The following is a 19,967-nucleotide window of genomic DNA, read 5'->3' as shown; positions in this document are numbered from 1 at the left end:
TCCGTGGGCGCGAAGCCCCGGTTTACTTCAGGCCTTGGCCGGAAAACATCAGCACTTTGTCACCGGCGTACTGCACGCTGATAAAGCTGTTCTTGTCGCCCCAGGTGCAACTGGACATACCGAGCGCGCCCGAGCAATCAGTCGGTTTGCCCAGCAGGGTCTCGACTTCGGCCTTGGCCATGCCGGCCGAGAGCTTCGAATAGTTTTCCTGATTGACCTTGCTGCATGCGGCCAGCAGCACGCAAAACGTCAGAAGGGCGATAGATCGCAGCGACATGGTGTAACTCCTGGAACGAGGGGGGGATGGCATGGTGCCAACCAGAAGCTTAGAAGAGAAAACCCTCATCTGGTTCCGTGGGGGAATGGCTATTTATTAGCCCGCCCGTCTGGCATTTGCCGATAAATCAGACACTTTGTAGGGCTATTGAGCATTTCGTCGCATTTCGCCAAAGACGCCTAATCTTTGGCGCATCGCGGTCGAAATAAGAGCAGCGCAAAGCCCCCGAGTGTGGCAAATTGCCGCCCTTTCTTGACCAGCCCCTTCGCGGTAGTTCATTCGATGACCAGAAACATGAAATTCAGCCACAAGATTTTGTTGGCTGCCGCCCTTGTGGTGGCCGTTGCGTTCGCCTGTTTCATTTTCTTCAACGACTATCGACAGCGCGAAGCCCTGAGCACGAGCACCGAAGCCTCGATGCAGGAACTGGGCAGTCTGACCACCAGCAACATCCAGACCTGGCTGGAAAGCCGCATTCAATTGCTGCAATCGCTGTCGCAGCAAGTCGCGGTCGACGGCAACGCTCCGGCCAGTCTGAAACGCATCATCGACCTGCCCGCCTACACCGGCAATTTCCAGCTCAGCTATTTCGGCGGCGCTGACGGCGTGATGTTCTCGGTGCCGGCCGGCAACCGCGCCCCGGATTACGATCCGCGCGCCCGTGGTTGGTACAAAGCGGCGAACAGCGCGCAGCAGACCATCGTCACCGAACCGTACATCGCCGCGTCGTCGGGCAAACTGGTGATCACCGTTGCCACACCAGTACAGCGCCAAGGGCAGATGCTCGGCGTCGCCGGTGCCGACATCGACCTGACCAGCGTCAGCGCGATCATCAATTCGCTGAACTTCGGCGGCCACGGCCACGCGTTCATCGTCAGCAGCGAGGGCAAGATCCTGATTCACCCGGACAGCAAACTGGTGCTCAAGACCCTCGCCGAGGCCTATCCGAACGGCGCACCTAAAGTCAGCCCGGGCCTGAAAGAAGTCGAGTTCAACGGCAAGACCCAACTGATCTCCTTCACCCACATCAACGGCGTGCCGTCGGCTGACTGGTACGTGGCACTGGTGCTCGATAAAGACACCGCGTTCTCGATGCTCAGCGAGTTCCGCACCTCGGCGCTGATCGCCATGGTCATTGCCGTGGTGATCATCATCGCCCTGCTCGGCATGCTCATCCGCGTGCTGATGCAGCCGCTGCTGACCATGGGCCGCGCGATGCACGACATCGCCGAAGGTGAAGGCGACCTGACCAAACGTCTGGTGATCCACGGCAACGACGAGTTCGGCGCACTGGGCACCTCGTTCAACCGTTTCGTCGAGCGTATCCACACCTCGATCCGCGAAGTGTCCTCGGCCACCGGCCAGGTCAACGAAGTCGCCCTGCGCGTGGTCGCGGCATCGAACTCGTCGATGTACAACTCCGATCAGCAAGCCTCGCGTACCAACAGCGTGGCCGCGGCGATCAACCAACTCGGCGCCGCCGCACAGGAAATCGCCCAGAACGCCGCCCTCGCCTCGCAGCATTCCAGCGATGCGCGCAGCCTTGCGGTCGACGGTCAGCAGGTGGTGGATAAAACCATCCAGGCCATGCAGCAGCTGTCGGCGAAGATCAGCGATTCCTGCGGCAACATCGAAACCCTGAACAGCAACACGGTGAACATCGGCCAGATTCTCGAAGTGATCACCAGCATTTCCCAGCAAACCAACCTGCTCGCGCTCAACGCCGCAATCGAAGCGGCGCGCGCCGGTGAAGCCGGTCGTGGTTTCGCGGTGGTCGCGGACGAAGTGCGCAACTTGGCGCACCGCACTCAGGATTCGGCGCAGCAAGTGCAGAAGATGATCGAAGAGCTGCAAGTCGGCGCACGCCAGGCGGTCAACATCATGACCGAGAGCCAGCGTGAGAGCGAAAGCAGCGTCGGCATCGCCAACCAGGCCGGCGAACGGTTGGGCAGCGTGACTCAGCGCATTGGCGAGATCGACGGGATGAACCAGTCGGTAGCGACGGCGACTGAAGAGCAGACGGCGGTGGTCGAGTCGCTCAATGTCGATATCAACGAGATCAACACGCTGAACCAGGAAGGTGTGGAGAACTTGCAGGCGACGTTGCGGGCGTGCGCGGATCTGGAGCAGCAGGCGGCGCGGTTGAAGCAGTTGGTGGGTAGTTTCCGCATTTAAGATCAAGGGCTTTACCCCCTCACCCCAGCCCTCTCCCCCAGGGGGGGCGAGGGGGAAAGGGAGCAGATCTTCAAGCCTTTCAAAACCTGAGTTCGACTCAGGTCTCTCAAGTCGATGTACCTCCAACATCCACCTCGGTCAGTCCCCTCTCCCTCCGGGAGAGGGCTAGGGTGAGGGCAAGCCCTTAAAACCGCGAGCCAGGCCCAGAAAGAAACACCAACTCCTCAGCCGTAGACTCCCGCCCCAACACCGCATTGCGATGCGGAAAGCGGCCAAACCGCGCAATCACTTTCTGATGCCGCTCGGCATAATCCAGATTGTCGGCAAACACCGCCCGCTGCGCTTCCGGCTGTTCAGCCACCAGTTCTATAAACCTGGAAACGGCCTCATTCTGCACCGCGAGGTTTTCGCAGTGTTCGAACACCAGATAAATGAACACACGCTGAATCGGCTTCAACTGCCGATCAAAATCCGCGGCAATGCCTTGGGCAACCAGTTTCTGCGCGCGTAGATCGCCGGAAAACGCCTTTGGGGTGTCACGAAAGATCATTCGCGGCAGTTGATCAAGCAGTAACACCAGCGCCAGCCAACCTTCGGGACGTTGCGTCCACTCGGTCAATTCGCCGGCCAGGGCCTGATCGACAAAGACCCCGAAACGCTCACGCGCTTCGAGGTCTTGGCTGTCTCGCTTACCGAACCACAACTTGCCCTTGTCAGCCGATATCTCGTCAGGGGATTCGGCCTGTCCGAACCACCAATCGAGCAACGGCTGCCAAGGCGCGGTCATGATTTATTCCTTGTGGTAGGCCGTCGCGCGGGCGACTTCTTCTTTCGAGCCGAGGAACACCGCTACGCGCTGGTGCAGGCCTTCTGGCTGAATGTCGAGAATGCGCTGGTGACCGTCGGTGGACGCGCCGCCCGCTTGTTCCACGAGGAACGACATCGGGTTGGCTTCGTACATCAGACGCAGTTTGCCTGGCTTGGATGGCTCACGGCTGTCGCGCGGGTACATGAACAGACCGCCACGGGTCAGGATGCGGTGTACGTCGGCAACCATCGCTGCAACCCAGCGCATGTTGTAGTTCTTTTTCAGCGGACCTTCTTCACCGGCCAGCAATTCGCCAACGTAGCGCTGTACCGGGGCTTCCCAGTGACGCTGGTTGGACATGTTGATGGCGAATTCCTGGGTCGATTCAGGAATGGTGATGTCCTCGTGAGTCAGCACGAAGCTGCCCATTTCGCGGTCGAGAGTGAAGCCTTTGACGCCGTCGCCCAAGGTCAGTACCAGCATGGTCTGCGGACCGTAGATCGCGTAACCGGCGGCAACTTGCTGAGTGCCTGGCTGCAGGAACGCTTTCTCGTTCAGCGGCTCGTTCTGGCTCAGGTATTCGTTCGGGCAACGCAGTACCGAGAAGATGGTGCCGACCGGGGCGTTGATGTCGATGTTCGACGAACCGTCCAGTGGGTCGAATACCAGCAGGTACGCGCCCTTCGGGTATTTGCCCGGGATCTGGTAGGCATTGTCCATTTCTTCGGACGCCATGCCGGCCAGGTGACCGCCCCATTCGTTGGCTTCGAGCAGGATTTCGTTGGAGATCACGTCGAGCTTCTTCTGCACTTCGCCTTGGACGTTTTCAGTGCCCATGCTGCCCAGAACACCACCCAGGGCGCCTTTGGACACGGCGTGGCTGATTTCTTTGCAAGCACGCGCCACCACTTCGATCAGGAAACGCAGATCGGCAGGAGTGTTATTGCTGCGGGTCTGCTCAATCAAATAGCGACTCAGGGTAACGCGGGACATGGACGGCTCCGGTGGAATGGGGGGCTAAAAACCCGCGCAGTTTACAGGGAGTCTGAAAACGTAGCGAGCGAAGACGCCCGGTAACGTGCGTTGGGGTGTAATTGCCTGCATGAGACGTGAATGTGGGTGGAGAGTTCAGGTAGCGGGTTTAGCGTAGTCCGAAATCGGACGGGTGTGGCTGGGGGTTAATTGATCAGTTCGGAATTGTACTGGCTGACACACCGCTTTCGCGAGCAGGCTCGCTCCCACAGGGAATAGGAGTGACCGCTGAATTGGCGTCCACTGAAGATCCACTGTGGGAGCGAGCCTGCTCGCGAATGGCGCGCGGCGCCAGCCATTCTCAAGTGTTGGTTGGAGGCTTGCGCAACAAGCTGAACGCCATCGCCCCAAGGAACACCACACTCAGCAACAACACCGCCCACAAGCCGATCTTCTTCCAATTGGTCTCAGCCACCGCCACCGTGGTCGCCGTAGAAGTCTGCGTAGCCACCACGTCACCCTGCACCGACGCCTTACCCAACGCCGCCAGCTTCTCCGGTTTGAAATCCGGAATCAGCGTCGCCAACGGCAGATTCGCCGTCCTCACACTCGGATTACCCAGCGCAAGGCTGTAAGGCCCCTCGCCGCGCGCGAGGAATATCACCTGCGTCGCCCGCAACGCATATTTCAGACTCGGCGCCTGCTCACCCAGACCGCCGCCGCGCTCATCCACCGTCAGCTTCAACTGCTGCACGGTCTGCCCGTAGAGCTGCAATTCGTTCTGCTGCACGTCCTGATTATTCTGGGTCAGGCGATAGAGCAAACCGCTGCTCAGCGTCTGCCACGGCAAACTGCTTTCACGGCGCCCTGCCAGCGTCACTGGCGCCAAGCTGTTCGGCTGCTTCAGCTCGACCTGCACCCGCTCGACATTCAGCCCCATCGGCAGTTGCCAAGTGTATTCACCGGCCTTGGTGCTGCTGCCGGCCAATGCCTGCGACCAGACCAACGGCAGAGGCACATTGCGCGGATCACTGCTTTTCAATTGTGCTGCCGTCAGGATCGGCGCCGAATTCGGCGACTCCCACAGCAACCGCACATAACGCGCCGACTGCCCCGGCAACGTCACCTCATGCTGCTCGATGCGCTCATCGGAAAAAGTCAGTCGTGCCACCTGCCCTTCGCCCCACGCTTGCCAATGTTGCAGGTCGTCACTGGCCTCGATGCTGAAGCGCTGAAAACCGTCGCGCTCGCTGGTCCAGTCGAGGATCAATTGCTGCAACGGCGCCTTGATCGCACTCGCGTCCAACAGCCAACCGCGCAGCACTTCTTCGCCCGCCTCCAACTGGCTGGACGGTTGCACTTCGACCAGCGTGCCGTTGGTGGTCGCTTGCACACGCACATTCGGCGCGCGTTCGCTGGCGTCAGCGGCGTTGTACAGCGGAAACCATTTCACCTCGTGTAACTGCCCGTCGTCGCGGGTCTGTGCCGATTCGCGGGCCAAGGCGTAAGCCTGCGGTTCGCCGGCGGCGTTGAACACACGCAGATCACTGAGATCAGTCTGGCGTGCCTGCAATTGCACGCTCAACGGCAATTCGAGGCGATACCACGGGCCGTTGCCACTGACCGACAACGGCACCTGCGTGGCGAAGTCCGTCGGCTTTTCCTGAGCGCCGGCCACCATCACCACACCCAACGCCAACCAACCCAGATTTCGCATGCGACTCAAGATGAAACTCCTTCGGTATCCGGGGCCGGTTTGTCCGCCGCCGGCTCAGCTTCAATGCGTTTGGGCGGCAGCGGCGCGAAATAACCGACCACCAGCAGCAACACGCCGACGCCAATAAACGAGACGATCCGGGCGAGGCCACCACGGTTGCTCAGTTCGACAAAAATCAGTTTGGCCACCACCAGCGCAATCAATGCCGCGCCGATCAGCCACACTTCGCGACGATGACGCAGATGCCCGCCGATCATCAGCCCGAGCGCCATCAGCGTCCAGACGATCGACAAACCGGCCTGCACCAGCATTGAGCCGAGCAACGTATCCAGCTCGAACGGGATGCCGGCCCAATGGTGCGCCGCGCGGGTGACCAACGCGGTGCAGAAGGCGAACAGCGAAACCCCGGCGATCAATTGCGTGCCGTAATCGGCGTAGTCCTGCCGGATCGACAACTGCGAAATCGCACTGCGCGACCACACATAGACGCCGAACAATGCGAACAACAAACCCAGCTCTAATGGATTGAGCAGCGGCACGTAAGGAAGTGGCTCGGCATTACCATCGCTGACACCATTGGCCAGCCAGAACCACGCCAGCATCAACACCGCCAACGGCGCGGCAGCGTACAAGCGGTACTCGCGGGCAAACGCTGCGACCGGCCACGGCCAAGAGCGCGGGGCCGCTGCCAGCAACAGATAAACGCTCGGCAGAATCGCCCAGCCCAGCCAGCGCCAGGCGTTGTATTGCTCGGACAACAGCAGCAGGCCATAACGCAACTCTAGCGCCAGCACGCCAATCAGCAACCAACAGCCCAGTACATGCGCCGTGCTCAAAGCGCGCGCCGGCAGCATCGGTGCCAAGCGACGCAGGCTGAAGAAATGCACGGCGAATACTGCCGTCCACGCCAGCCAGCCGAAATGGGCCGCTGGGTGATAACGCGGATGCCAGGCAGCGAGCAACACCAGACCCGCCGCCGGAATCAGCAAGGTGCAGAGCAAGCCCAGCGCCGGCCATTTCAACCGCAGCGACAACAGCGTCCACAACGACACGCTGACGGCGGCGACCATTAGCAACAGCGTGCCTTGCAGATTCGGCGCAGCAAAGCGCAGCACTTCACTGACCCACGCCAACGCCCACCAACCGGCGCCCCACACCAGCAACACTTCGGACAAGCGCTGCAAGCTCAATGCATCGAATGCCGAGGCGTGATTGCCCATTTGCAGGCGCCACGCACCGATCATCGCCGCCAGCCCCAGCACCAGCGGCGTCCAGAATCCGCCATGGGCCAGCGGTTTCAAACCTTCGCTGGACAGTGGCCCGAGCAACTCCGGACCGGCCAGCAAAAACGCCGCGCCACCGATCACTTGCAACAACAAACCGAAAACAAAACTCACGCGCTGCTTGAGGTACAGGCTCAGCCAGATAATCAGCAAACCACTGGCCGCCCACACCGCGCTCGCGGTCTGCCATGGCAGGACAAACAGAACCGCCAGATTGATCAGCACCAGACCGGCCAACAGCACCACCGACAATCCGCGCAGCAGACGTACATCACCGCGCACCATTTCATCACGGGCCGCCAACAGCATGCCGGCGATCAACGCCAGGCCGATCAGCGAAGCACTGAGCAAGCCACTCCAGCCGGCGCTGAACACCGCTGCCGAATCCTCGCCCGCGCCTTGCAGACGCAACAGGAACAACGCACCGCCGAGCAACTGCACGGCAAACGCGGTGAACAGGAAGGTGCGCGATTGAATCCGCAGACCGACAAACAACGTCACCAGACCGGCCAGCGCCCAACTGATCGCCGTGCCTTGCGTAAAGAAGAACAGCGGCGCCAGCAGATAGAGGAAGGTCAGGCCCAGAGACGCCAACACCGGCAAACCTTGACGCTCCCAAGGCGAGGCTTGTTCCGGCGTGGCCTTGCGCAATTGATAGAAACTGAACAGCAACGCAATGCCGAGCATCAACGCGCCCAACGGTGCACCGTCAAGCAGACTGCTCTCGCCGACGCGCAACTGACTGAGAAACGCCAACGCCGACCCCAGTTGCAGGAGCAAGGCAAAGGCCCGGGCGAACGGTCGATGCTGGCGCAAACCGAGCCAGAAAATCCCCGCGCCTTCCACTGCCCATGCCGCCGAGGTCCAGCGCGCATCCAGCCCCAACGGAATCGCCAGACTGGCGAAAATCACCCCGAGCGCCAGACAGGTTTCGCCCAGCAGCACCGCGCGTCCGCCCATCAATACCTTGGCCAGCGCCATGTAGATCATGCCCAACGCCAGCGCACTGAACGCCGCAGCAAACTCCAGATGCTGCACCAGCGCAAACTGCAAACCAAAGCCAATGATCGGCGGGCCGAACAGCATCGTCCCGTCGACATAATCGCCTTTGCGCGCCGACCAGTGCAGCAGCGCCTCGCGATCGCCCTCCGCCGGTGCATCGGGCATGTCCAGCAATTTGCGGCGGGCGAACAGCAGGCCGATGGCGAGGTACATCAGGAAGAACAGAATCAGGAACGGTTCGGTGCTCCACAACAGCTCCGGCGCGTACGAACGCAGGCCCCAGGCGAAGCCGATGCCGAAGGTGCCGACGAAGCCGATCAGGTTAAGCAGACGCCAGGCCTTGAACCAGGCGATGGCAAGAATGCCGGCGTTGAGCAGCGCGAAATAACTGAACAGTGCGACGTGGTTGCCGGCGCCGGTCGAGGTCAGAATCGGCGCGGCGAAACCACCCAATGCCGCCGCAGCTGCCAGCCCTAAAGCATCCTGAGTGATCGCCAGAATCGCCGAGAACACCGTCACCGCGACCAGCAATCCCAACGCGGCGGACGGATCTAGCAACGGATGCAGACGCATCGCCGCAAACACCGTCAGGTACAGCACCGCGATCCCGGTGCCTTGCAGCATCAACGCGTAATTGCTGTTGCGCCGGCGTAGCCACCAGCCCAGCGCGAGCAAGCCCAACGCGGCCGCCGCGACACCGGCGTAACGCAACTCGATCGGCACGACCATGCCTTCGGTGGCGTAGCGCAGCAGGAATGCGAGACCGAAGAAGAGCAACACCACGCCGACCCGCAGTACGGTGTTGCCACCAAACAGCCAGTTACGCGCGGCGCTGATGCCGCGTTCGATGAGGTTCGGGCCACGGGGTTCAGCAGGTTTTTGCGGCTCGGACGTAACGGCGTCGAGGCGCCAGACATCAGCAGGCAGCGGTTGACTGGTTTCACCGGCAGCGACGGAAATCGGTTCGAGTTCGAGCGGCAGCTCCCAGACCAGTTCGGGGGCCGGGGCTTCTTCGGCGGCTTTGACCGGTTCTGCGACGGGCTCGGTCACTGGTGCCGCGGTCGGCGGCGACGCGGAACGAACCGGTGCACCTTCGAGCAGAAACAGGCGCTGTTCGACGCCCTGCAAAGCGACCTTCGCCTGCTCAAGTTGACGTTGCTGCTCCATCGTCTGCGAGCCAAGCCGCGCGATGCGGATCGTCTGCCCGATCACCAGCCCCAGCAGCGCGCCCAACAGCGCATCACTGAACGACTCGTCGAGCAGCCAGCCGAGCACCAGCCCGATCAACATGAACATCCATTGCATGGTCGATATCCCTAAGCGGCCCCAAGACGGGGCGAGTCCGGCGATTGCTTCAGTCTAGGCACAAACCCTGTGGGAGCGAGCCTGCTCGCGAAAGCGGTTTGTCAGCCAACATTTCTGTTTAACAAGACAACCGCTTCGCGAGCAGGCTCGCTCCCACATTGGATCGGTGGTGACTGGAGCAGCCGGTAACCGGCGCTCAGTATATCGATCCGGCCCAACAAACGTTGGGCCTTACGCACATTTGTGGCGGAAAGTTACTCCAACGCTTTCCAGATATCCGTGGCGTACTCGCGAATCGTCCGGTCCGAGGAGAACCAGCCCATCCGCGCCGTGTTCAGCACCGCCGAACGCCACCAGTTGTTACTGTCGTGCCAATGCTCTTCAACGCGTTTCTGCGCTTCCCAATAAGAGTCAAAGTCGGCGCAGACCAGGAAGCGGTCGTAATCCACCAGCGAATCGATCAGCCCGGTGTAGCGCGAAGTGTCATCCGGCGAGAACACCCCGCTGCGAATCGCTTGCAGCACGTCGTTCAAACGATGGGACGCGGCGATGTCTGGCAAGGCGCTGAACTCATGATTCTGTTTACGCGCTTCAACCTGTTGTGCGCTGAGACCGAAGATAAACATGTGTTCGGCACCGATACGCTCGCACATCTCGACGTTGGCGCCGTCCAGCGTGCCGATGGTCAGTGCGCCGTTGAGGCCGAACTTCATGTTACTGGTGCCCGACGCCTCGAACCCGGCAGTGGAAATCTGCTCGGACAAGTCCGCCGCCGGAATGATGCTCTCCGCGAGGCTGACGTTGTAGTTGGGCAGAAACACCACTTTCAACAAGCCGCGCACGGTCGGATCGTTGTTCACCACCCGAGCGATATCGTTGGTCAGCTTGATGATCAGTTTGGCCTGGTGATAACTCGCCGCTGCTTTGCCGGCGAAGATTTTCACCCGCGGCACCCAGTCGACTTCCGGCTCAGCGCGAATCGCCTGATACAGCGCCACGGTGTGCATAAGGTTGAGCAACTGGCGTTTGTATTCGTGAATCCGTTTGACCTGCACATCAAACATGGCCGCCGGGTTGACCGCGATACCCAGCCGTTCGTGAATCAGATAGGCCAAAGCCTTTTTGCTGTGCAGGCGTTGCTCGGCGAAGGCTTTGCGGAACGCGGTTTTCTCGGCGAAAGGCTCGAGATCGAGCAGTCGCTCTTCCGGGTTATCCAGCAAATCCGGCCCCAGCGCATCAACCAGCATCGAAGTCAGTTCAGAGTTGGCCTGATACAACCAGCGGCGGAAGGTAATGCCGTTGGTTTTGTTGTTGATCCGCTCCGGATAGAGCTTGTGCAGCTCAGCAAACACGGTTTTGCGCATCAGTTGAGTGTGCAAGCCAGACACGCCGTTGACGCTGTGCGAACCGAGGAACGCGAGGTTGCCCATGCGCACCCGGCGACCGTTGTCTTCTTCGATCAGCGACACCGCGCGCAACACGTCGAAATCGTGAATGCCTTTGGCGCGCAGCGAGTCGATGTGCTGAGCGTTGATCAGGTAAATGATCTGCATGTGCCGTGGCAGCATGCGTTCCATCAAGCCCACCGGCCAGGTTTCCAGTGCTTCCGGCAGCAGCGTGTGATTGGTGTACGACAGCGTGTCGACGGTGACTTGCCACGCCGCGTCCCACGCGACGTCGTAGACGTCGACCAGTTGGCGCATCAGTTCGGCAACGGCAATCGAAGGGTGGGTGTCGTTGAGCTGGATCGCCGCGTGATCGCCCAGGGTCAGTACCGAGGTGTGCATGTTGCGATGGCGACGCAGCAGATCCTGCAACGAGGCGGCGACGAAGAAGTATTCCTGACGCAGGCGCAGCTCTTGCCCTGCTTCGGTACTGTCCGCCGGGTAAAGCACGCGGGAGATACTTTCGGCGCGAGCAACCTCGGCGACGGCGCCCAAGTGGTCACCGGCGTTGAAGCGTTCCAGGTGCAAATCTTCCATGGCGCGGGCACGCCACAGGCGCAAGGTGTTGACGCTCGCCCCGCGCCAGCCGACCACCGGCGTGTCGTAAGCAATCGCGCGGACGGTTTCCGCCGGTGACCAGACCTGTTTGGATTTGCCGGAAACGTCGGTGACGGTTTCAACGCTGCCGCCGAAGCCGATGGAGTAGACGACTTCCGGCCGTTCAAACTCCCACGGGTTGCCGAAATCCAGCCAGTGCTCGGTCTGCTCCTGCTGCCAGCCGTCGACAATGGCCTGGCGGAACAAACCGTGTTCATAACGAATGCCGTAACCGTGGCCAGCGATGCCGAGGGTCGACATGCTTTCCATGAAGCACGCCGCCAGACGACCGAGGCCGCCGTTGCCCAGCGCCGCGTCGGGCTCCAGCAAGCGAATGCGCTCCAGATCAACGCCGAGTTCGGTCAGCGCCTCACGGGCGACATCGAGCAGGCCTAGGTTGCTCAGGCTGTCGTAGAGCAAACGGCCGATAAGAAATTCCAGCGAGAGGTAATACACCCGTTTCTGGCCTTTGCGGTAGATCTGCCGGGTGTGGTCCATCCAGTGTTCGACCATGTGATCACGCGCAGCCAACGCGATGGCTTCGAACCAGTCATGGTCGAAGGCGTGATCGGGGTCTTTGCCCACCGCGTAGGTGAGTTTGGTCAGGACGGCGTCGCGGAATGCGGCCACCTCTGCTTCGCGAACTAGTGGTTCTTGAGTCATCAATGGGACCTCGAGCGAGCGGGGAATTGTCTGAGCCTAGACGGTCTGACCGACGGTCGAGGCTCTGGTTCGGCAGTATTTCCTGAGACGGTGAGATGGCCCGGCATTACCTTGGCGGATGAGCTAATGAATGCAGGGGCCGTGCCGAATTGTCCGGCAATGTGCCTGTACGCAGAAAAAATCTGGCGAAAGGTTGTTCAAAAATCCACCAGTCCCGGTATGATCGCGCGCCCTGATGCACACACGCCTGGTAACTCCCGATGATGAAGCCCAACCTGATTGCCGCCGCCGAGATCGATCGTCTCGATACGTGGGCAAAATACTCAGCCCCGATGTGCGGTTCCTGCGTGTCCAGCTGCTGCACGCTGCCGGTTGAGGTGAAGATCAAGGATCTGGTGCGCATCGGTGTGGTCGACGAGTTCGAACTGGGCGATCCGCCAAAGAACATCGCCAAGCGTTTGCAGAAGGAAGGCCTGGTCGAGCGCTTCAACCAGAAGTCCGGCATCTTCACCCTGCAGCGCATGAGCAACAACGATTGCTACTACCTGGATCGTAAGAGCCGCCTGTGCACCATTTATGACAAGCGCCCGGATACCTGCCGCAATCACCCGAAGATCGGGCCGCGCCCGGGGTATTGCGCGTATAAGCCGAAGGAAGTTGAGCGCGTGCAGAATTTCCGCGCTATCGAGAAGTTCTAAAAGCTGACCCTCATCGGAACGCCGCCCGCCCAGCCCTCTCCCGGAGGGAGAGGGGGCCGACCGAGGTGTCTTGCGCCTGACATCGACCTGAAAAATATAGTCGATTATAGATTCGGTACAGCCCCACCAAATCGATTATGGATTCAGCAGAATTCTTTCAAGTCGATGCATCTCATGAATATCCCCATTCGGTCCCCTCTCCCTCTGGGAGAGGGCTAGGGTGAGGGGCTCTTGATCTTCAAGACTCAATCCACATTTCCCCCCAGACAAACAAAAACGCCCCCGGTCTCGCGACCGGGGGCGTTTTCATTCAGCCTGAACTAATGACTCAGTTCTTGGCTTTCTTGGCAGCGCGGGTACGCTCGCTTTCGTCCAGGATCTTCTTGCGAAGACGGATGGACTTAGGAGTGACTTCGCACAGCTCGTCTTCCTGGATGTATTCCAGAGCCTGTTCCAGAGTGAACTTCACTGGTGGAACCAGAGCGATGGTTTCGTCTTTACCCGAAGCACGCATGTTGTCGAGCTTCTTGCCTTTGGTTGGGTTCACACCCAGGTCGTTGTCGCGGCTGTTCTGACCAACGATTTGACCGTTGTAGATCTCCTGGCCGTGTTCTACGAACAGCTTGCCACGAGCCTGCAGGGTTTCCAGCGAGTAGGTCAGAGCCTTGCCGGTTTCAACCGAAACCAGAACGCCGTTCTGACGGCCGGACATGTGGCCCGACTTGACGGTGTCGTAACGATCGAAGATCGAGGTCAGGATGCCAGCACCGTTGGTCAGGGTCAGGAACTGGTTACGGAAACCGATCAGACCGCGAGCAGGGATGTTGTATTCCAGACGAACACGGCCCTTGCCATCCGGCACCATGTTGCTCAGGTCGCCTTTGCGCAGACCCATCTCTTCCATGACCTTGCCCTGTGCTTCTTCAGGGATGTCGATGGTGACGTTTTCAAACGGTTCTTGCTTGACGCCGTCAACTTCACGAATGATCACTTCAGGACGGCCCAGGGCCAGCTCGAAGCCTTCGCGACGCATGGTTTCGATCAGTACCGAGAGGTGCAGCTCACCACGGCCGGAAACCTTGAACTTGTCAGCGGTGTCGCCTTCTTCAACGCGCAGTGCAACGTTGTACAGCAGCTCTTTGTCCAGACGGTCCTTGATGTTACGGGACGTCACGAACTTGCCTTCTTTACCGCAGAATGGCGAGTCGTTTACCTGGAAGGTCATCGAAACGGTTGGCTCGTCAACGGTCAGAGGCTTCATCGCCTCGACAGTGTCCGGGTGGCACAGGGTGTCGGAGATGAACAGCGAGTCCATACCGCTGATGCAAACGATATCGCCTGCTGCAGCTTCTTCAACGTCGATGCGGTGCAGACCGTGGTGACCCATCAGTTTCAGGATACGGCCGTTACGGCGCTTGCCGTCGGCACCGATCGCCACAACCGGGGTGTTCGGCTTGACGCGGCCACGAGCGATACGGCCAACGCCGATAACACCCAGGAAGCTGTTGTAGTCCAGAGCAGAGATCTGCATCTGGAACGCGCCGTCACGGTCAACAGCCGGAGGCGGAACGTGGTCGACTACCGCTTGGTACAGCGGGGTCATGTCTTCCGCCATGGCGGTGTGATCCAGACCGGCAATGCCGTTCAGGGCCGAGGCGTAAACAACCTGGAAGTCCAGTTGTTCTTCGGTAGCACCGAGGTTGTCGAACAGGTCGAAGATCTGGTCCAGAACCCAGTCCGGACGCGCGCCTGGACGGTCAACCTTGTTGATCACCACGATTGGACGCAGGCCGGCTTCGAAAGCCTTCTTGGTCACGAAACGGGTTTGCGGCATAGGGCCGTCTTGAGCGTCAACCAGCAGCAGAACGGAGTCAACCATCGACATTACGCGTTCAACTTCGCCGCCGAAGTCGGCGTGGCCCGGGGTGTCCACGATGTTGATGTGGTAGCCGTTCCAGTTGATGGCGGTGTTTTTCGCCAGAATGGTAATACCGCGCTCTTTTTCCTGGTCGTTGGAGTCCATCACGCGCTCGTCGTTGAGCTCGTTGCGCTCCAGAGTGCCGGATTGACGCAGGAGTTTGTCTACCAGGGTGGTTTTACCATGGTCAACGTGGGCAATGATGGCGATGTTGCGTAGATTTTCGATCACTTGTGTATCTCGATCAGAGGATTCGGTTTGCTGACAAGTCTTGGCAGCGATTAGCAGTAGTGTCCGGCATGGCCGTTACAGCTTGACGGCGGTGTCGGGGGGCCGGTGACGCAGGCCACAGGCAAACAGCCCCGGGCACTTAGCTCGGTCGATAAACGCGCACATTGGCATGCCCCTCACTGAGCAAATGGTGAGCATGCAGGCGACTCATCACGCCTTTGTCGCAATACAGCAGGTACTGGCGAGTCGGATCCAGCTCCTTGAAACGAGCGTTCACTGCGTAGAACGGCATCGTCTGTACTTCTACGCCAGCGAGTTCCAGCGGCTCATCCTCGGCGGCATCCGGGTGACGGATGTCGATCACGATCTGGCCGGCCAGTGCTTCGCTGACTTCTTCAATCTGTACGTCCTGGCCCAATTCGTCGATCACCCGATCGATCGGCACCAGTTTGGCGTTTTCGAGCGCACGCTCGAGCACCGCCATGTCGAATTCTTTCTCTTCGTGCTCAACGCGACCGCGTTTGGCGGCAGTCTTCGGATTGACCGAAATGACCCCACAGTACTCCGGCATGTGCCGGGCGAAATCGGCGGTGCCAATCTCGTTGGCCGTGTCGATGATGTCCTGCTTGTGCGCCACGATCAGCGGACGCAGGACCAGCTTGTCGGTCACACAATCGATCACCGACAGGTTCGGCAGGGTCTGGCTCGAAACCTGGGAGATCGCCTCGCCAGTGACCAGCGCCTCGATCTGCAGGCGGTCTGCGATGTTGGACGCCGCGCGCAACATCATACGCTTCAATACGACGCCCATATGACTGTTATCGACTTTGCCGAGAATTTCGCCCAACACTTCTTCGAACGGAACACTGACAAATAGCACGCGTTGCGAGCTGCCGTACTTCTTCCAGATGAAATGCGCGACTTCCATCACGCCCAGTTCGTGGGCACGACCGCCGAGATTGAAGAAGCAGAAGTGCGTCATCAGGCCGCGACGAATGATCTGGTAGGCCGCAACGGTCGAGTCAAAGCCGCCGGACATCAATACCAGCGTCTGCTCCAACGCACCCAGCGGATAGCCGCCGATGCCGTTGTGCTGGCTGTGGATCACAAACAACCGTTTGTCGCGAACTTCGATACGGACTTCGATTTCCGGCGCTTTCAGGTCGATACCGGCGGCACCGCACTCACGACGCAGCTTGCTGCCAACGTATTTTTCAACGTCCATCGAGCTGAAGGTGTGCTTGCCGGCACGCTTGCAACGCACCGAGAAAATCTTCCCGGCCAGTGCAGCGCCGTAGTGCTGTTTGCACTTCTCGGTGATGTCGTCGAAGTCGCCCAGCGGGTACTCGTCGATCTGCAGAAAGTGCGCGATGCCCGGCATGCAGGTCAGGCGCTCACCCATCTCTTTCAAGGCTTTGGCGTCGGTAATGCGGGTTTCCAGCTCGAGATTGTCCCACACACCGTTCACCACCACGGCCGGGTCCAAGTCGCGGAGCACGGTGCGGATGTTCTTGGCCAACTGGCGGATGAATTTCGTCCGGACAGGTCGGCTTTTGATGGTGATCTCGGGGAAGACTTTTACGATTAGTTTCATGAAAACAGCGCGCGAACGGCCAGCCGAAAAAGGGGGGCGCGGATTATAGCGGAAATTGCTCAAGGTTTAACCAGTTAATGTGCAGAAGGTTTTCCATGCACCAAAACAGGTCATTTGCAGATTATGACGCTACATTAAAGGGCGATATTTTCTGCTTTAAGACGCTTTGCACCTTAATAAGCGTGAATTTGGGGCAAAAAACCCATGCTGGGGCACTGGCATGCAATTTGCTCCCTTGTGAGGCAGGTTGCCTTGGCAGAGTATTCGCGCCGGCATCACCACTATTAAGGGCATCCACTACCAGCCCTAATTCACCCGGAGGACACTATGTCGAAGTCGGTTCAACTCATCAAAGATCATGACGTCAAGTGGATTGATCTGCGCTTCACGGACACCAAAGGCACTCAGCACCACGTGACCATGCCGGCTCGCGATGCGCTGGAAGACGACTTCTTCGAAGTCGGCAAGATGTTCGACGGTTCCTCCATCGCTGGCTGGAAAGGCATTGAAGCCTCCGACATGATCCTGCTGCCGGACGACGAAACTGCCGTGCTCGACCCGTTCACCGAAGACGCCACCCTGATCCTGGTGTGCGACATCATCGAACCGTCGACCATGCAAGGCTACGATCGCGACCCGCGCGCCATTGCTCACCGTGCCGAGGAATACCTGAAGACCACCGGTATCGGTGACACCGTCTTCGCCGGTCCAGAGCCTGAGTTCTTCATCTTCGACGAAGTGAAGTTCAAGTCAGACATCTCCGGTTCGATGTTCAAGATCTACTCCGAACAAGGTTCGTGGATGTCCGACCAGGACATCGAAGGCGGCAACAAAGGCCACCGTCCAGGTATCAAAGGTGGTTACTTCCCGGTTCCGCCGTTCGACCACGATCACGAAATCCGTACTGCCATGTGCAACGCACTGGAAGAAATGGGCCAGACCGTTGAAGTTCACCACCACGAAGTGGCAACTGCCGGTCAGAACGAAATCGGTGTCAAGTTCAACACCCTGGTGAAAAAAGCTGACGAAGTTCAGACGCTGAAATACGTTGTCCACAACGTGGCTGACGCCTACGGCCGCACCGCTACCTTCATGCCGAAGCCACTGTACGGTGACAACGGTTCGGGTATGCACGTGCACATGTCCATCGCCAAAGATGGCAAGAACACCTTCGCTGGCGAAGGCTATGCCGGCCTGTCCGAAACCGCTCTGTACTTCATCGGCGGTATCATCAAGCACGGTAAGGCTCTGAACGGCTTCACCAACCCGGCCACCAACTCCTACAAGCGTCTGGTGCCAGGTTTCGAAGCGCCGGTGATGCTGGCCTACTCGGCTCGCAACCGTTCCGCGTCGATCCGTATTCCTTACGTCAACAGCCCACGTGGCCGTCGTATCGAAGCGCGTTTCCCGGATCCGGCTGCCAACCCGTACCTGGCTTTCGCAGCACTGCTGATGGCCGGCCTGGACGGTATCCAGAACAAGATCCACCCAGGCGACGCTGCCGACAAAAACCTGTACGACCTGCCGCCTGAAGAGGCGAAAGAGATCCCGCAAGTTTGCGGCAGCCTGAAAGAAGCTCTGGAAGAGCTGGATAAAGGCCGTGCGTTCCTGACCAAGGGCGGCGTGTTCTCCGACGACTTCATCGACGCTTACATCGCGCTGAAATCCGAAGAAGAAATCAAGGTTCGTACCTTCGTACACCCACTGGAATATGAGCTGTACTACAGCTGCTGATCCGGTAGCGCTGCGCTACGCGGCGTGAGTGAAAGAGGCCTCCTTCGGGAGGCCTTTTTTATTGCAGATCAAAAAAAACCCTCACCCTAGCCCTCCCGAAACGTCGGACCGCCCAGAGGGAGAGGGAACTGATCTCCATGCTTTTCAGAACCTGAGTTCACATGGCAATTTCAGGTCGGTGAAATTTGTGAGAGCAACCCGGTCAATCCCCTCTCCCTCTGGGAGAGGGTTAGGGTGAGGGCGTTGCCAGATGCTTACCGAGTTGGGCCAACCGCCGCGTCTGGCCTATGCTGCACCCCATCGTTTTCAATCCCGGTCGATGTCATGGGTCGCACCTTTCTCTACATTCTGCTGCTGATCGCCCTGCCCGCTGCCGCGCAGATCTATAAGTACACCGATGCCAACGGCAACACTGTCTACAGCGATCACTCGCCGGACGGCGTAAAGGCGCAGCCGGTGGAGTTGCCGCCGCTCAATCGCGTCGAGCCGCAAACACCCAACGCACCAGCCGCACCCGAATCTGACAATCGCCAGCCGGCACGCAATGATGCCTATGAGATTCTGGAACTCGCCGGCCTGCCCACCGAAGAAGCCCTGCGCGCCAATAACGGCACGTTCACCGTCAACGTGCTGATCAAACCGCGCCTGCGGCCACCGCATCAATTAAGACTGGTATTGGACGATGAACCCTACGGTCAGCCGAGCAACGTGCCGATCCTGCAACTGGTGAACGTGGATCGCGGCGAACATCGTCTCGCCGTGCAAGTGATCGACGGGCAGACGATCATCCAGCAAAGCCCGCCAGTCGCCCTCAGCGTGCAGCGAGTGCACAAGCCATGATCCGCGCGTGGTTGTTCCTCCTGTCGGCGCTGATGTCGCTGCAAGCCTCAGCCGAGGTCTTCACTTATACCGACGCGCAAGGCAATCGCGTCTATACCGACCAACCGCGCGGCAACGCCAAGCGAGTGCCGGTCGCCACCAGCAATCGCATGTCCGCCAACCCCGCCGCCGCCGCGCCGATCACCACCGCGAAAAAATCCGCGGAACAACCGCTGTTCCACTACGACATGCTGCGCATTCTGGTGCCCGAACCCGATGCAACCATTCGCAGCAGCGCCGGCGAAATCATCGTCAGCGTCACCAGCGAACCGGGCCTGCAAAAAGGTCATCGTTACAGACTGCTGCTGGATGGCCAAGCCACCGGCGAACCGGGACTGAGCCCGGTCTTCCCGCTAAATAACATTGATCGTGGCAGCCACAACCTTTCGGTGGAAATCCTCGATGCCGAAGGGCGGACGGTGGAACGCACTGCCAACCAGCCTTTCCACATGCTGCGCATCTCCCTCGCACAGAAACGCCAGGTCAAACCGTGCACCACCGACGATTACGGCGTCCGTCCGGAATGCCCGATGAAAGACAAACCGCCCGAGCCGAAAAACCCCTTCCTGCGTTTCTTCTAACGCCATTCAGCTTTGCGCACTATATTGGTGCATTAGCCTGCACCGTACTCACATTCCAACCCATTTTGGTTCGAAACTACCCGCGAGA

General features: G+C 59.5%; 13 protein-coding genes. 5 read left to right on the top strand and 8 right to left on the bottom strand.

The genetic code is table 11. The annotated features are described in order from the left end of the window. Positions 1-22 precede the first annotated feature (22 nt). Positions 23-277, bottom strand: a complete 255-nt coding sequence (locus HUW52_RS02965) for a hypothetical protein (protein ID WP_003220802.1) — start codon at positions 275-277, stop codon at positions 23-25. Between the two features lie 282 nt (positions 278-559). On the opposite strand from HUW52_RS02965, the gene HUW52_RS02960 reads away from it, so the two are divergent. After that, on the top strand, positions 560-2,452 hold the full coding sequence (locus HUW52_RS02960) for a methyl-accepting chemotaxis protein (RefSeq protein WP_218586339.1): 1,893 nt from the start codon (positions 560-562) through the stop codon (positions 2,450-2,452). Between the two features lie 184 nt (positions 2,453-2,636). Here HUW52_RS02960 and HUW52_RS02955 read toward each other — a convergent pair whose 3' ends face one another. The 5 genes from HUW52_RS02955 to HUW52_RS02935 form a co-directional block, all read right to left on the bottom strand. Further along, entirely contained in the window at positions 2,637-3,239 is a 603-nt protein-coding gene (locus HUW52_RS02955; RefSeq protein ID WP_175552933.1) for a DUF924 family protein, read from the bottom strand. A gap of 3 nt (positions 3,240-3,242) precedes the next feature. Beyond that, positions 3,243-4,253: a class 1 fructose-bisphosphatase gene (locus tag HUW52_RS02950; protein WP_007909265.1), complete on the bottom strand. Its 1,011-nt coding sequence runs from the start codon at positions 4,251-4,253 to the stop codon at positions 3,243-3,245. Positions 4,254-4,593: 340 nt separating this feature from the next. Further along, a complete protein-coding gene (locus tag HUW52_RS02945; RefSeq protein ID WP_175552932.1) occupies positions 4,594-5,958 on the bottom strand; it encodes a DUF3999 domain-containing protein in 1,365 nt (454 codons plus the stop codon). Then, positions 5,955-9,539 carry a DUF2339 domain-containing protein gene (locus tag HUW52_RS02940; RefSeq protein WP_175552931.1) on the bottom strand — a complete coding sequence of 1,195 codons (3,585 nt, stop codon included), beginning with the start codon at positions 9,537-9,539 and terminating at the stop codon, positions 5,955-5,957. Before HUW52_RS02940 ends, HUW52_RS02945 begins: the two co-directional genes overlap by 4 nt. Positions 9,540-9,793: 254 nt before the next feature. Beyond that, positions 9,794-12,244 (bottom strand): glycogen/starch/alpha-glucan phosphorylase, encoded by a 2,451-nt coding sequence (locus HUW52_RS02935; RefSeq protein ID WP_016985749.1) that lies wholly within the window; start codon positions 12,242-12,244, stop codon positions 9,794-9,796. 260 nt (positions 12,245-12,504) lie between these two features. Here HUW52_RS02935 and HUW52_RS02930 point away from each other — a divergent pair, with 260 nt between their 5' ends. Next, positions 12,505-12,942, top strand: a complete 438-nt coding sequence (locus HUW52_RS02930) for a YkgJ family cysteine cluster protein (protein ID WP_016985748.1) — start codon at positions 12,505-12,507, stop codon at positions 12,940-12,942. A 328-nt stretch (positions 12,943-13,270) separates the two neighbouring features. Here the strand turns inward: HUW52_RS02930 and typA are convergent, their stop codons facing one another. Together typA and thiI are read right to left on the bottom strand one after the other, a co-directional pair. After that, positions 13,271-15,091, bottom strand: a complete 1,821-nt coding sequence (typA, locus tag HUW52_RS02925) for a translational GTPase TypA (RefSeq protein ID WP_016985747.1) — start codon at positions 15,089-15,091, stop codon at positions 13,271-13,273. A 139-nt stretch (positions 15,092-15,230) separates the two neighbouring features. Beyond that, on the bottom strand, positions 15,231-16,685 hold the full coding sequence (gene thiI, locus HUW52_RS02920; RefSeq protein ID WP_175552930.1) for a tRNA uracil 4-sulfurtransferase ThiI: 1,455 nt from the start codon (positions 16,683-16,685) through the stop codon (positions 15,231-15,233). Between the two features lie 327 nt (positions 16,686-17,012). On the opposite strand from thiI, the gene glnA reads away from it, so the two are divergent. From glnA to HUW52_RS02905, 3 genes are all read left to right on the top strand, one after another. Continuing rightward, entirely contained in the window at positions 17,013-18,419 is a 1,407-nt protein-coding gene (gene glnA, locus HUW52_RS02915) for a glutamate--ammonia ligase (protein ID WP_016985745.1), read from the top strand. 324 nt (positions 18,420-18,743) lie between these two features. After that, on the top strand, positions 18,744-19,259 hold the full coding sequence (locus tag HUW52_RS02910) for a DUF4124 domain-containing protein (protein ID WP_175552929.1): 516 nt from the start codon (positions 18,744-18,746) through the stop codon (positions 19,257-19,259). Next, complete coding sequence (locus HUW52_RS02905; RefSeq protein ID WP_016985743.1) at positions 19,256-19,879, top strand: DUF4124 domain-containing protein; 624 nt, start codon at positions 19,256-19,258, stop codon at positions 19,877-19,879. The genes HUW52_RS02910 and HUW52_RS02905 overlap by 4 nt, the downstream gene beginning before the upstream one ends. Positions 19,880-19,967 lie beyond the last annotated feature (88 nt).

Source organism: Pseudomonas sp. 43A (assembly GCF_013363935.1).
Classification (GTDB): Bacteria; Pseudomonadota; Gammaproteobacteria; order Pseudomonadales; family Pseudomonadaceae; genus Aquipseudomonas; species Aquipseudomonas crudilactis.
This window is presented reverse-complemented; position numbering and strand designations above follow the sequence as displayed.

Coding starts and splice junctions, on each gene's coding strand:
- HUW52_RS02965 (WP_003220802.1), bottom strand. CDS start 277: ATGTCGCTGCGATCTATCGCCCTTCTGACGTTTTGCGTGCTGCTGGCC.
- HUW52_RS02960 (WP_218586339.1), top strand. CDS start 560: ATGACCAGAAACATGAAATTCAGCCACAAGATTTTGTTGGCTGCCGCC.
- HUW52_RS02955 (WP_175552933.1), bottom strand. CDS start 3,239: ATGACCGCGCCTTGGCAGCCGTTGCTCGATTGGTGGTTCGGACAGGCC.
- HUW52_RS02950 (WP_007909265.1), bottom strand. CDS start 4,253: ATGTCCCGCGTTACCCTGAGTCGCTATTTGATTGAGCAGACCCGCAGC.
- HUW52_RS02940 (WP_175552931.1), bottom strand. CDS start 9,539: ATGCAATGGATGTTCATGTTGATCGGGCTGGTGCTCGGCTGGCTGCTC.
- HUW52_RS02935 (WP_016985749.1), bottom strand. CDS start 12,244: ATGACTCAAGAACCACTAGTTCGCGAAGCAGAGGTGGCCGCATTCCGC.
- HUW52_RS02930 (WP_016985748.1), top strand. CDS start 12,505: ATGATGAAGCCCAACCTGATTGCCGCCGCCGAGATCGATCGTCTCGAT.
- thiI (WP_175552930.1), bottom strand. CDS start 16,685: ATGAAACTAATCGTAAAAGTCTTCCCCGAGATCACCATCAAAAGCCGA.
- glnA (WP_016985745.1), top strand. CDS start 17,013: ATGTCGAAGTCGGTTCAACTCATCAAAGATCATGACGTCAAGTGGATT.
- HUW52_RS02910 (WP_175552929.1), top strand. CDS start 18,744: ATGGGTCGCACCTTTCTCTACATTCTGCTGCTGATCGCCCTGCCCGCT.
- HUW52_RS02905 (WP_016985743.1), top strand. CDS start 19,256: ATGATCCGCGCGTGGTTGTTCCTCCTGTCGGCGCTGATGTCGCTGCAA.